The organism is Serratia sp. YC16, from assembly GCF_009707615.1.
GTDB lineage: Bacteria > Pseudomonadota > Gammaproteobacteria > Enterobacterales > Enterobacteriaceae > Serratia > Serratia surfactantfaciens.
In genome coordinates, this window is record NZ_WLYN01000003.1 from 117,489 (window position 1) to 130,506 (window position 13,018).

Below are 13,018 nucleotides of genomic sequence, written 5' to 3' on the forward strand. Positions count from 1 at the left end.
CCTTACCTCTTCACAAACGCCTGAGCCTTGGTCAGGCGCGTTTCATAATCAATTCGCAGCAACAGCACGATGGCCGTCGACATAATCAGCAGGCTCGAACCGCCGTAACTGATCAGCGGCAGCGTCAGACCTTTGGTCGGCAGCATACCCGCGGCGGCGCCGACGTTAACCAGCGCCTGGAAGCTAAACCATACGCCGATCGCACAGGCCAGGAAGCCGGAGAAGCGCTGGTCGATCTCCAACGCGCGGCGCCCGATGGACATCGCGCGAAAAGCGACGAAGAATACCATTAACAGGGCTAAAACCACACCGATATAGCCCAGTTCTTCCCCCAAAATGGAGAAGATGAAGTCGGTGTGTGCTTCCGGCAAATACTCCAGTTTCTGCACCGAGTTGCCGAGCCCCTGTCCCCAGAACTCGCCGCGGCCAAACGCCATCAGCGACTGGGTCAGCTGGTAGCCGCTGCCGAACGGGTCAGCCCACGGGTTCCAGAACGAGGTCACGCGGCGCATACGGTACGGTTCCGCGATGATCAGCAGCACCACGGCGAACACGCCGGAACCGATGATCGCCAGGAACTGCCACATTTTCGCGCCGGCCAGGAACAGCATCGCCAGCGTGGTGATGAACAGCACCACTACGGTGCCGAGGTCCGGTTGCGCCAGCAGCAGCACCGCCAACACCACCATCACGCCCATCGGCTTACAGAAGCCCCAGAAGTTGCTGCGCACCTCTTCCACCTTGCGCACCAGGTAGCTCGCCAGGTAGCAGAACAGCGACAGCTTGGACAGCTCCGCCGGCTGAATACGCAACGGGCCGAGCGCGATCCAGCGCGATGCCCCGTTCACCGAGCTCCCCACCACCAGTACGATCAGCAGCATCACTATCGACATCAGCAACATAATGTTGCTGTAGCGCTGCCAAACTTCCATCGGGACGCGCAGCGTCACCAGCGACAGGCCGAACGCCAGGCCGAGATACAGCGCATCACGTTTGGCGAACAGGAACGGATCGTCCGCCAGGCGTTGGCCGATCGGCATCGACGCCGAGGTCACCATCACGAAGCCGATGATCGCCAACCCGAAGGTCAGCCACAGCAGGGTGCGGTCGTACAGCACCATGTTGACCGCGTCGTTGTCGCGCGCGCCGGTCACCCAGTCTTTCAGCCGTTCAGTCAGCCCGAAGTTCGGCAAGCGTAGTTTCATCCGCCAAGCTCCTGCGCCAGGCGGGCGAACTCGTCGCCGCGCACTTCAAAATTACGGAACTGATCGAGGCTGGCGCAGGCCGGCGACAGCAACACCATATCGCCGGGCTGTACGTGGCCGGCGATGGCGCGCATCGCCTGCTCCATAGTCTCGGTCAGCGTCGCCACTTCCGGCCGCAGCTGCGCCAGCTGGGCGCCGTCGCGGCCAAAGCAGTACAGACGCACGTTGTCGCCCTGCAGATAACGCGCCAGCGGCGAGAAATCGGCGGACTTGCCGTCGCCGCCCAGCAGCAGATGCAGCGTACCGTCCACCTGCAGGCCGTTCAGCGCCGCTTCGGTGCTGCCGACGTTGGTGGCTTTGGAATCGTTGATCCAACGCACGCCGTTGTGCTCCCAGGCCAGCTGGAAGCGGTGCGCCAGGCCGGTGAAGGTGGTCAGCGCCTTCAGGCTGGACGCGCGCGGAATGTTGACCGCATCCGCCAGCGCCAGCGCCGCCAGAGCGTTGGTGTAATTGTGGCGGCCGGTCAGCTTCATCTCGCGCGTATTCAACACCTTCTCACCGCGCACCCGCAGCCAGGTTTCCCCCTGCTGACGGTTCAGGTGATAGTCGCCCACATCCGCGCCGAAGCTCACGCAGCGCTCGTCGGCGCCGCGCACCGGCATGGTCAGCGCGTCGTCCGCGTTCACCACGCACACTGCGGCGTTTTCATAAACGCGCAGCTTGGCGCCGCGGTACTGCTGCAGGCCGAACGGATAGCGATCCATATGGTCTTCGGTCACGTTCAGAATGGTCGCCGCCGCCGCCCGCAGGCTATACGTCGTTTCCAGCTGGAAGCTGGACAGCTCCAGCACATACAGCTGGCATTCCTGGCGCAACAGGCTCAGCGCCGGCAGGCCGATATTGCCGCCCACGCCTACCGCCCAACCGGCGGCCTTCGCCATCTCGCCCACCAGGGTGGTGACGGTGCTTTTGCCGTTCGAGCCGGTGATCGCCACGATCGGCGCCTGCGCCTCACGGCAGAACAGCTCGACGTCGCCGACGATCTCCACGCCGGCATCCGCCGCAGCGCTCAATGCCGGAGTCGCCAACGCGACGCCCGGGCTGGCGACGATCAGATCCGCCGCCAGCAGCCAGTCCTGATTCAGATCGCCCAGATGGCGCTCCACGCTTTCAGGCAGTTTGTCCAACCCTGGCGGCGCGATACGGGTATCCATCACGCGCGGCGTCACGCCGCGCGCCATGAAGAAATCGACACAGGACAGGCCGGTGAGGCCCAACCCGATGATGACGACTTTTCTACCCTGATAGTCTGCCATGATTAACGCACCTTCAGCGTTGCCAGGCCAATCAGCACCAGCATCAGCGAAATGATCCAGAAGCGCACGATCACGCGCGGTTCCGGCCAGCCTTTCAATTCATAGTGGTGGTGAATCGGCGCCATGCGGAAAATGCGTTGCCCGCGCAGCTTGAACGATCCCACCTGCAGGATCACCGACAGCGTCTCTACCACGAACACGCCGCCCATGATCACCAACAAGAACTCCTGGCGCAGCAGCACCGCAATGGTGCCCAGCGCGCCGCCCAGCGCCAGCGAACCGACGTCGCCCATAAACACCTGGGCCGGGTAAGTGTTGAACCACAGGAACCCGAGGCCGGCGCCGACGATGGCGGTACACACGATCACCAATTCACCGGCATGACGCAGATACGGGATATGCAGGTAGTTGGCGAAGTTCATGTTGCCGGTCGCCCAGGCCACCAGCGCAAAACCGGCCGCCACGAATACCGTCGGCATGATCGCCAGGCCATCCAGACCGTCGGTCAGGTTGACCGCGTTGCTGGTGCCGACGATGACGAAATAGGCCAGCAGGATGTACAGCAGGCCCAGCTGCGGCATCACGTCCTTAAAGAACGGCACAACCAGCTCGGTGGCTGGCGTGTCTTTTCCTACGGCGTACATGGCGAATGCGACGATCAGCGCAATCACCGACTGCCAGAAATACTTCCAACGGGCGATCAGCCCCTTGGTGTCCTTACGTACCACCTTGCGGTAGTCGTCGACGAAACCGACGATACCGTAACCCACCAGCACGAACAGTACGCACCAGACATAGGGGTTGGACGGGTAAGCCCACATCAGCACCGAAATGGTGATGGAGGTCAGGATCATGATGCCACCCATGGTCGGCGTGCCGCGCTTGCTGAAGTGCGACTCGGGGCCGTCGTTGCGCACCACCTGGCCGAAGGACATTTCTTGCAGACGCTTGATCACCCGCGGGCCCATCCACAGCGACAGGAACAGCGCGGTCAGCAGGCTGACAATGGCTCGGAACGTCAGGTAAGAAAAGACGTTGAAGCCTGAGTAATATTTGACCAAATGCTCGGCCAGCCAAACTAACATGGTGCTTTCTCCTGTAACGCGCGTACTACCTGCTCCATTGCGGCACTACGTGAACCTTTGATTAACACGGTGATGACCGCATGTTCCGACAGTAATTCCGCCACGCGCGCGATCACTGCTGTCTTGTCCTGATAATGTTCGCCGTTGCCGGAGGCTTCGCTCAGTACGCGGCTCAAACCGCCGACGCTGATGACTTTGTCGACTCCGGCCAGACGGGCGGCTTCGCCCACCTGACGGTGGCACTCTTCCGCTTCTGCGCCCAGCTCGGCCATATCGCCGACCACCATCACGCGGTAGCCCGGCATTTCCGCCAGCACCTGCGCCGCCGCGGTCATCGACCCGACGTTGGCGTTATAGCTGTCGTCCAGCAGCAGCTTGCCTTCGGCCAGCGCCACCGGGAACAAACGTCCCGGCACCGCCTGCAATTGTTTTAACCCCTGACGCACCGCTTCCAGAGTGGCGCCTACCGACATCGCCAGCGCCGTGGCCGCCAACGCGTTGGCCACGTTGTGGCGCCCCGGCAGCGGCAGTGCGATCTCGGCGCTGCCGAACGGGCTGTGCAGCGTGAACTGCGTGCCTGCGCCGTTCACCCGCACCTCGTCCGCGAAGAAGTCCACGCCTTCGGCGGCCTGCGGTGAGAAGCGCCAGACGGTTTTGCCGTCCAGCATGCTCTGCCAGTGCGGCCAGTCATTGTTATCGGCGTTGATGATCGCCACGCCGTCGGCCGGCAGGCCGGTAAAGATTTCACCTTTCGCCTGGGCGACGCCGGCCAGCGAGCCGAAGCCTTCCAGGTGCGCAGCCGCCAGGTTGTTCACCAAAGCGGTCTGCGGACGCGTCAATGCGGTGGTGTAAGCAATTTCGCCAATGTGGTTAGCGCCCAGCTCTATCACGGCAAAATCATGCTGCGGCTCCAGACGCAACAGCGTCAGCGGCACGCCGATATCGTTATTGAAGTTGCCGGCGGTATGCAGCACTTCGCCGCATTCACGCAGAATGGCGGCGGTCATTTCTTTCACCGACGTCTTGCCCGAGGAACCGGTCAGCGCAACCACGCGCGCCGGCACCTGCTGACGCACCCAGGCGCCAAGCTGGCCCAGCGCCACACGGGTGTCTTTCACCACCAGCTGCGGCGCGTCCACTGATAAGCGCTTACTGACCAGCAGCGCCCCGGCGCCTGCGGCTACGGCATCCGCCGCGAAGTCGTGCGCATCGAAACGCTCGCCTTTCAGCGCCACAAACAGGCAACCGGCGGTCACCTTGCGGGTGTCTGTCGTCACCTCGACAATTTGGCAATCGGCGCCAATCAGTTCAGCGCTCAATACCTCAGCCAGTGTCTGAAGAGAGACAGGGATCATGCCAGCACCCCCAGCAGTCGGGCGACCGTCGTACGGTCGGAGTAATCCAGGCGGCGGTTGCCCACCAGCTGATAATCTTCGTGGCCTTTGCCCGCCACCAACACCACATCCTGCTCCTGCGCCTGCATGATGGCGCTGGTCACCGCTTCGGCGCGGCCGTGGATCACCAACGCCTGCCCGGCGTCCAGTAATCCGGTCAGGATGTCGTTGATGATCGCGCGCGGCTCTTCGGTGCGCGGGTTGTCATCGGTGATCACCACGCGATCCGCGAACTGCTCGGCGATGCCGCCCATCAGCGGGCGCTTGCCCTTGTCGCGATCGCCGCCGCAACCGAAGACGCACCACAACTGCCCCTGGCAGTGCAGGCGCGCGGCTTCCAACGCTTTCTCCAGCGCATCCGGCGTGTGGGCGTAATCCACCACTACCGTCGGTTTGCCCGGCGCGTTGAACACTTCCATGCGGCCGCAGACCGGCTGCAGACGGTTGCCGGCTTCCACCAGCGCCGCCAGCGGATAGCCCAGCGACAGCAACGTCGCCAGCGCCAACAGCAGGTTGCTGACGTTGAAAGCGCCCATCAGGCGGCTTTCAATCTCGCCGTCGCCCCAGCTGGAGCTGAAACGAATAGTCGCGCCGTTGTCGTGATAGTCGACCGCCGTGGTTTTCAACCAGCGGCCGTGGCAGCCCGGCTGCAGGTTGTCCTGCATCGTCACCGCTACCGCATCCGGCAATTTGCCCAGCCAGCGCTGACCGACTTCATCGTCGGCGTTGATGATCGCCTGCCCCACGTTGTGGGCGGCGAACAGCGACCATTTGGCCGCTTCGTAATTGGCCATATCACCGTGGTAATCCAGGTGATCGCGGCTCAGGTTGGTGAAGACCGCCGCAGCGAACGGCAGCGCCGCCACCCGGTGTTGCACCAAACCGTGGGAAGAAACTTCCATGGCGGCGAAGGTCGCGCCCTGTTCCGCCAAATCGTTTAATACGTGTTGAACATCCACCGCAGAACCGGTGGTATTCTCGGTCGGACACACCTGGCCCAGCAGGCCGTTGCCGACGGTGCCCATCACCGCGCTGGTTTCGCCCAGCAGTTGGCTCCACTGCGCCAGCAGCTGCGTGGTGGTGGTTTTGCCGTTGGTGCCGGTCACGCCGACCAGGCGCAGGCGCTCGCCCGGCTGGTGGTAAAAACGCCCGGCCAGCGCGGAAAGTCGCTGGTTCAATTGGCTCAGGTAGATCACCGGCACGCCGTGCATCTCAACGATGGCGCCGTCTTCGGCCTGACCGTCAGCCTCGGCGATCACAGCGGCGACGCCCTGCGCGATGGCCTGCGGAATATAGCGGCGCCCATCCGTTTGATGGCCGACAACGGCGACAAACAGATCCCCGGCAGCCGCCACACGGCTGTCTAATGTCATTTCCCGCAGCGCGCGCCCGGGTGCCGTCGGCACCCACGGGGCGAGTAAGTCGCGCAAATTACGATCTGCCACCTGAACCCTCTTTCTTGTTAATCACTAATTCGCTTTTGTCACCGGTAGGCAACGCGTCAGGCTCGACGTTCATGGTGCGCAATACGCCGCCCATGATCGCGCCGAACACCGGCGCGGAGATTGCGCCACCATAGTACTTCCCACCCTGCGGGTCGTTGATGACGACCACCAGGGCAAAACGGGGGTTACTTGCCGGCGCAACGCCGGCGGTATAAGCGATGTATCGGTTGACGTATTTGCCGTCCGGGCCCACTTTTTTCGCGGTACCGGTCTTGATGGCGATACGGTATCCCTTGATGGCGGCTTTCACGCCGCCGCCGCCCGGCAAGGCCACGCTTTCCATCATGTGCACCACGGTGCGCACCAGAGGTTCAGGGAAAACGCGTTCGCCGGCGACCGGAGGGTCAACCTTGGTGATCGACAATGGGCGATACACGCCCAGGCTGCCGATCGTTGCATAGACTCGCGCCAACTGTAACGGAGTTACCATCAGCCCGTAGCCGAAAGAGAAGGTGGCCCTCTCTATGTCAGACCACCGTTGTTTTTTTGGGTATATGCCACTGCTTTCTCCGACCAGCCCCAAATTGGTCGCTTTTCCCAGCCCAAAGCGAGAGTAAGTATCTACTAACGCTGAGGACGGCATCGCTAACGCCAGCTTTGAAACACCGACGTTACTCGACTTCTGCAAGATCCCGGTCAATGACAGCTCCGAGTACCGCGCCACGTCTTTGATTTCGTGGCCCTGAATGCGGTACGGGATGGTGTTCAGCACGCTGTTTTCTCGCACCACGCCGTTTTGCAGCGCGGTCATCACCACCATCGGCTTCACGGTTGAACCGGGTTCAAAAATATCGGTGATAGCGCGGTTACGCATGGTCTCTTTCGGCGTACCGGCCATGTTGTTCGGGTTGTAAGACGGGCTGTTGGCCATCGCCAGCACTTCGCCGGTGTTCACATCGATCAGCACTGCGGTGCCCGATTCGGCCTTGTTGAACGCCACGGCGTTGTTCAGCTCGCGATACACCAGCGCCTGCAGGCGCTCATCGACGCTCAGCACCAGGTTGTGCGCCGCCTGGCTGTCGACGGAGGAGATATCTTCGATCACGCGGCCGAAGCGGTCCTTGCGCACCGTTCTCTCGCCCGGTTGCCCGGTCAGCCAGCGGTCGAAGCTCTTCTCGACGCCTTCAATGCCTTGTCCGTCGATGTTGGTCACGCCGATGATGTGCGACGTCACCTGCCCCGCCGGGTAGTAACGGCGCGATTCCTGCCGCAGGTAGATGCCCGGCAGCTTGAGTTTGTGGATGTAGTCGCCGATCGCCGGGTTAACCTGGCGAGCCAGATAAACGAAGCGCCCTTTCGGGTTGGCGTTGATACGGTTGGAGAGTTGGTCCAGCGGGATGTTCAGCGCATCGGAAAGCGCTTTCCAACGGCTGTCCAGCGTGATGCCGCCGCGCTCGTTCAGCTCTTTCGGATCGGCCCACACCGCATTGACCGGCACGCTGACCGCCAACGGGCGGCCGGCGCGATCGCTGATCATGCCGCGCGCGGTCGGCACTTCCTGCACGCGCAGCGAACGCATGTCGCCTTCTTTCACCAAGCGATCGGGATTGATGACCTGCAGGTAAGCGACGCGCAGCATCAGACCGACCATCGCCAGCAAAATACAGCCGCACAGCAACGCAAAACGCCAGCTGACAAAGCTGGCCTGATCTTCCTGGCGTCTCATCTTACCGGGGCGCGCTGCTTTCATGCGTTTCCTTTCTACTCCGTGTCATTATTCCGGTTAAACCATTCATTGTTTAACGATGATATTTTCCTGCGATGGATCAACATGTTGCATCTGCAGTTTTTCTGTCGCGATACGTTCAACCCGGCTGTGATCGCCGAGGGCGTTCTCTTCTAAAATCAGGTTGCGCCACTCGATGTCCAACGCATCGCGCTCCAATACCAGCTGCTCGCGCTCGGCGGTCAGCAGGCGGGTGCGGTGCGCGGTGGTCACCACGAAAATCGCGGAGACCAGTGACGCAATCAGTAAAATCAGAGGGATCTTGGCGTTGCGCAGCAGATCGCCGCCAATGACCCCAACCAGACCGTGACGTTCGTTGCCGATCACGCGGGCATCCTCTCAGCAATACGCAGCACCGAGCTGCGCGCACGCGGGTTGTCCGCCACTTCCGCTTCCGACGGCATCATTTTGCCCAGCGCTTTCAGCGTCCGGCCGCCCATGCCGCGCAGCTGTTCTTCGGTCAACGGAATGCCGGCCGGCACCTGAGCGCCGCGGCTATGGTGACGCATAAAGCGTTTGACGATGCGGTCTTCCAGCGAGTGGAAGCTGATGATCGACAAACGGCCCTGTGGGGCCAGTACTTCCAGCGCGCCGTCGAGCGCACGCTCGATCTCTTCCAGCTCGCTGTTGATATAGATGCGGATCGCCTGGAAGCTGCGCGTCGCCGGGTGCTTATGCTTTTCCCGGAACGGACTGGCATCGGCGATCAGATCCGCCAGCTCTTTGGTGCGCGTCATCGGCTCCACGCGGTTTCTTTCCACGATGGCGCGCGCGATGCGCTTGGCGAAGCGCTCTTCGCCAAAGGTTTTCAGCACCCAGGCGATGTCGTCCGCTTCAGCCTTCATCAGCCATTCTGCGGCAGACAGGCCGGTGGACGGATCCATGCGCATGTCCAACGGACCGTCGCGCATAAAGGAAAACCCGCGCTCTGCGTCGTCAAGCTGCGGCGAGGAAACGCCCAGATCGAGCAGAACGCCGTCGATCTTGCCCACCAGTTCGCGCTCCCGCACATAGTGCGACAACTCGGAGAATGGGCCGTGTACGATGGTAAAACGAGGATCTTCAATAGATTTGGCGGCTGCAATCGCCTGAGGGTCACGGTCAATCGCCAGCAAGCGCCCTTCCGGCCCCAGCTGGGACAGAATCAGACGAGAATGGCCACCGCGACCAAAAGTACCGTCGATATATATGCCGTTGCTGCGGATATTGAGGCCGTTGACGGCTTCGTCCAGCAGGACGGTGGTGTGTTTATAGTTTTCCAACATGCTTATAGCGACAAGTCCTGTAGCCGCTCAGACAACGGTTCCTGAGTCGACTGTTCAGCGTCAATATCATCCTTGACTTGTTGATACCAGGTCTGTTCATCCCACAGTTCAAACTTGTTGAACTGACCGACCAGCATCACTTCTTTCGTGAGCCCGGCGTGTTGCCGCAGCGTATTGGCGAGCAGCAAACGACCGGCACTATCCATCTGACACTCACTGGCATGCCCCAGCAGCAGGCGCTGAACGCGGCGCTCGGCGGGATTCATGCTCGACAGACGTGATAATTTTTGTTCAATAATTTCCCATTCGGGCAAAGGATAAAGCAGCAGGCAGGGCTGATGGAGGTCAATGGTACAGACCATTTGGCCTTGCGATTCCTCGTTGAGCAATTCCCGATATCGGGTAGGTACGGCGAGCCGCCCTTTGCTGTCGAGGTTGACCATCGTCGCTCCACGGAACATTCCTGAGCTACCCCTTAGTGACCGTTTTCACCACTTTACCCCACAAATTCCCACACAATGGAGTTTACGGAGGGTATGAAAACCTTGTCAAGCCAGAGCGGCAGCGCTTTGGCAATATTTCTCTGGTCATTTTGGGAGCTGACTCGCGAAAGAAACTCTGATTATTCGACGATTAAAAATTAACACCATGATAAACGGAGAGAATTTTCTAAGCGGAAAGAATCTGATTAAAAACCTGACGAACTGGCGATTAATTAACTCATTACTTCCTTCTGCAAGCCATGTCTCATTTTTCAGCTCGGCAATCTCAGGGCTGTAACCGCTGGCGAGCCGCGCCCGCCAAGGCTCGGCGTTTGGCGAACCGTTCGCGGAATAAGGCCATAACTCCTTGAGTTAATAACGCTCAATCGTTATTCACCGTCAAACCGCGCGCTATTTTACTTCAATTCGCGCACCAATGATGAGGCCGCGACAAAAATAAATGGCTCGGATATTACGAGCAGAAGCAATTTCTATTTAAATCAATTTGGTAAGATTATTCCCAAAATACCTGTTTACAATTATGGTTTCATTTTCTTACACCTTTATTTCCACAATTTTTTCCGGAAAAAATCCCCACCTGGCCAAAAAAAAACACAACACTATGTTTTTAATGAATTTATTCAAAAACACCGATTTTAATCTCTCCGCCCCATCCTGCCACCCGGTTCTGCGGGACAAAAACCGAACAAATGTTAAAAATAAAAATATAAAACTAGTTAAAAAACACAATGCAGATTAGTAAACTACTAAAAAAGCAAAAACCAAGAATTAACAACCAAAAAATAACAATTTAACAGTATTTTAACCAACAAAAGGAGCCACTCATGCTTTCGCCCGCCGCCCACTGGCGCAGCGCCGCCGCCGATACGTTCGCGTTGGTGGTGTACTGCTTTATCGCCGGCATGGCGATCGAGGTGTTGATCTCCGGCATGAGCTTCCAGCAATCCCTCTCTTCCCGCCTGCTGTCGATCCCGGTCAACATCCTGATCGCCTGGCCTTACGGCCGTTATCGCGATCTGTTTATTCGCACGGCGCGCCGCAGCCCGCGCGGCCAGTTCCTGCTGCGCAATCTCGCCGATTTGCTGGCCTATGTCAGCTTTCAGTCGCCGGTTTATGCCGCCATTCTGTGGAGCGTCGGTGCCGACGGCCAGCAAATGCTGGCGGCAGTAACCAGCAATGCGCTGGTCTCCATGGCGATGGGTGTGGTGTATGGCTACTTCCTGGAGTATTGCCGGCGGCTGTTTCGGGTGACGGGTTACGTCTAAGACAGGAGCCCGGTCATGCGGGCCCCTGCTCGACGGCAAACTATTTACGGCTCAGGCTGCCGCGGCGGAACAGATTGCGACGAATGCGCGTCAGCCCCGGTTTAGGTTTACGCGGTTCGTCCAGGCTGGCCAGCACCAGCTCCAGCACGCGCTCGGCCACGTCGCGATGGCGCTGCGCCACCGCAAGCACCGGGCACTCGAGGAAATCCAACAGTTCATGATCGCCGAAGGTGGCGATCGCCAGATCGGTCGGCAAACGGCCGCGTTGCTTCAACGTCACGTCCATCACGCCCTGCAGCAAAGAGAACGAGGTGGTGAACAACGCCTGCGGCATCGGATGAGTTTTCAGCCATTCGGCAAACAGCGCCCCGGCGGCTTCACGCTCGTAGCTGTTGGCGTACAGATAATCGACGTGGCGGGGGTCCTCTTGCCAGGCCTGGCGGAAGCCCTGCTCACGCAGGAAGCTGACCGATAGCTCCGGCAAGGCGCCCAGATACAGCACCGATTCCGCCGGGAAGGTGCGCAGCTCTTGCGCCAGCGCAAAGGCGTCTTCCTGATCGGCGCCCACGACGCTGATGAAATGCTCGCGATCCAACGCGCGGTCCAGCGCGATGATCGGCAACGGATCGTTGGCCCAGCGTTGGTAGAAAGGGTGCTCCGGCGGTAACGCGGTGGAAACGATGATGGCGTCCACCTGGCGCTGCAGCAGGTGTTCAATGCAGCGCATTTCGTTGTCCGGCTGATCTTCGGAACAGGCGATCAGCAATTGGTAACCGCGCTGGCGCGCCTGACGCTCCAGGTAGTTGGCGATACGGGTATAGCTGGTGTTTTCCAGATCCGGGATCACCAGACCGATAGAACGGGTACGCCCGGCGCGCAGCCCCGCCGCGACGGCATTCGGGTGATAGTTATGCTCCCTGACCACGGCCATCACTTTCTCGACGGTTTTATCGCTGACACGATACTGCTTCGCCTTGCCGTTGATGACGTAACTGGCCGTCGTGCGCGAAACGCCCGCGAGACGCGCGATTTCATCCAGTTTCACATTAACCCCTTAATGACGCTGAAAATAGAAGTGAAGGCTGTGCTCGGATTAACCATGACATCCCGTGCGGTTATTCAATCCAGCCTCTGCGATCTAACAGCAGAAAACACTGCCTAGCAACCGCTTTTGCCGAAAGGTGCCAGCAATCGGGCAAAAAATACCGAAAAACAAAGGGCGCAGCCACGCCGCGCCCCGATTATTCGCCAGCAGACCGCGCTCAGCGCATGATTTTGTCGCCGCGCGACACGCCGACCACGCCGGAGCGCGCCACTTCCACGATTTCCGCCACGTCACGCACCGCACTCAGGAAGGCGTCCAGTTTGTCGCTGGTGCCGGCCAATTGCACCGTGTACAGCGTTGCCGTCACATCGACGATCTGCCCGCGGAAGATGTCGGCACAGCGTTTCACCTCTTCACGGCCATAGCCGCTGGCCTGCAGCTTCACCAGCATGATCTCGCGCTCGACGTGAGCGCCCTGCACCAGCTCGCTGACGCGCAGCACGTCCACCAGCTTGTGCAATTGCTTCTCGATCTGCTCCAGCACTTTCTCGTCGCCGACGGTCTGGATCGTCATGCGCGACAGCGTCGGATCGTCGGTCGGCGCCACCGTCAGGCTTTCGATGTTATAACCGCGCTGGGAGAACAGCCCGACCACGCGCGACAAGGCGCCGGATTCGTTTTCCAGCAAGACAGATAAAATACGGCGCAT

Annotated in this window: 12 protein-coding genes; 1 reads left to right on the forward strand and 11 read right to left on the reverse strand. The window is 60.1% G+C overall.

The features are described 5' to 3' along the window. Positions 1-2: 2 nt before the first annotated feature. Genes ftsW through mraZ form a run of 9 tightly spaced genes read right to left on the reverse strand, consistent with a single transcriptional unit; the run spans position 3 to position 9,957 of the window. On the reverse strand, positions 3-1,205 hold the full coding sequence (ftsW, locus tag GKN89_RS12450) for a cell division protein FtsW (RefSeq protein WP_063918156.1): 1,203 nt from the start codon (positions 1,203-1,205) through the stop codon (positions 3-5). Beyond that, complete coding sequence (gene murD, locus GKN89_RS12455; protein WP_025159641.1) at positions 1,202-2,521, reverse strand: UDP-N-acetylmuramoyl-L-alanine--D-glutamate ligase; 1,320 nt, start codon at positions 2,519-2,521, stop codon at positions 1,202-1,204. Before murD ends, ftsW begins: the two co-directional genes overlap by 4 nt. Positions 2,522-2,523: 2 nt before the next feature. Further along, complete coding sequence (gene mraY, locus GKN89_RS12460; RefSeq protein ID WP_004932782.1) at positions 2,524-3,606, reverse strand: phospho-N-acetylmuramoyl-pentapeptide-transferase; 1,083 nt, start codon at positions 3,604-3,606, stop codon at positions 2,524-2,526. Continuing rightward, entirely contained in the window at positions 3,600-4,961 is a 1,362-nt protein-coding gene (gene murF, locus GKN89_RS12465; RefSeq protein WP_154747110.1) for a UDP-N-acetylmuramoyl-tripeptide--D-alanyl-D-alanine ligase, read from the reverse strand. Before murF ends, mraY begins: the two co-directional genes overlap by 7 nt. Next, positions 4,958-6,445 (reverse strand): UDP-N-acetylmuramoyl-L-alanyl-D-glutamate--2,6-diaminopimelate ligase, encoded by a 1,488-nt coding sequence (gene murE / locus GKN89_RS12470; RefSeq protein ID WP_063918153.1) that lies wholly within the window; start codon positions 6,443-6,445, stop codon positions 4,958-4,960. The genes murF and murE overlap by 4 nt, the downstream gene beginning before the upstream one ends. Next, complete coding sequence (locus GKN89_RS12475) at positions 6,432-8,195, reverse strand: peptidoglycan glycosyltransferase FtsI (protein ID WP_019455066.1); 1,764 nt, start codon at positions 8,193-8,195, stop codon at positions 6,432-6,434. The genes murE and GKN89_RS12475 overlap by 14 nt, the downstream gene beginning before the upstream one ends. 42 nt (positions 8,196-8,237) lie before the next feature. After that, the gene (ftsL, locus tag GKN89_RS12480) at positions 8,238-8,558 is read right to left on the reverse strand and encodes a cell division protein FtsL (protein WP_015376645.1); all 321 of its coding nucleotides are present in this window, start codon (positions 8,556-8,558) and stop codon (positions 8,238-8,240) included. Continuing rightward, positions 8,555-9,496, reverse strand: a complete 942-nt coding sequence (gene rsmH, locus GKN89_RS12485) for a 16S rRNA (cytosine(1402)-N(4))-methyltransferase RsmH (RefSeq protein ID WP_004932794.1) — start codon at positions 9,494-9,496, stop codon at positions 8,555-8,557. Before rsmH ends, ftsL begins: the two co-directional genes overlap by 4 nt. Before the next feature lie 2 nt (positions 9,497-9,498). After that, the gene (gene mraZ / locus GKN89_RS12490; RefSeq protein WP_025159638.1) at positions 9,499-9,957 is read right to left on the reverse strand and encodes a division/cell wall cluster transcriptional repressor MraZ; all 459 of its coding nucleotides are present in this window, start codon (positions 9,955-9,957) and stop codon (positions 9,499-9,501) included. 866 nt (positions 9,958-10,823) lie between these two features. Between mraZ and GKN89_RS12495 the strand changes: the two genes are divergently transcribed. Further along, positions 10,824-11,264, forward strand: coding sequence for an L-alanine exporter AlaE (locus GKN89_RS12495; RefSeq protein WP_019455064.1), 441 nt, complete (start codon positions 10,824-10,826; stop codon positions 11,262-11,264). Positions 11,265-11,304: 40 nt separating this feature from the next. Here GKN89_RS12495 and cra read toward each other — a convergent pair whose 3' ends face one another. After that, complete coding sequence (cra, locus tag GKN89_RS12500) at positions 11,305-12,309, reverse strand: catabolite repressor/activator (protein WP_004932801.1); 1,005 nt, start codon at positions 12,307-12,309, stop codon at positions 11,305-11,307. A 217-nt stretch (positions 12,310-12,526) separates the two neighbouring features. After that, positions 12,527-13,018: an acetolactate synthase small subunit gene (ilvN, locus tag GKN89_RS12505; protein WP_025159637.1), complete on the reverse strand. Its 492-nt coding sequence runs from the start codon at positions 13,016-13,018 to the stop codon at positions 12,527-12,529.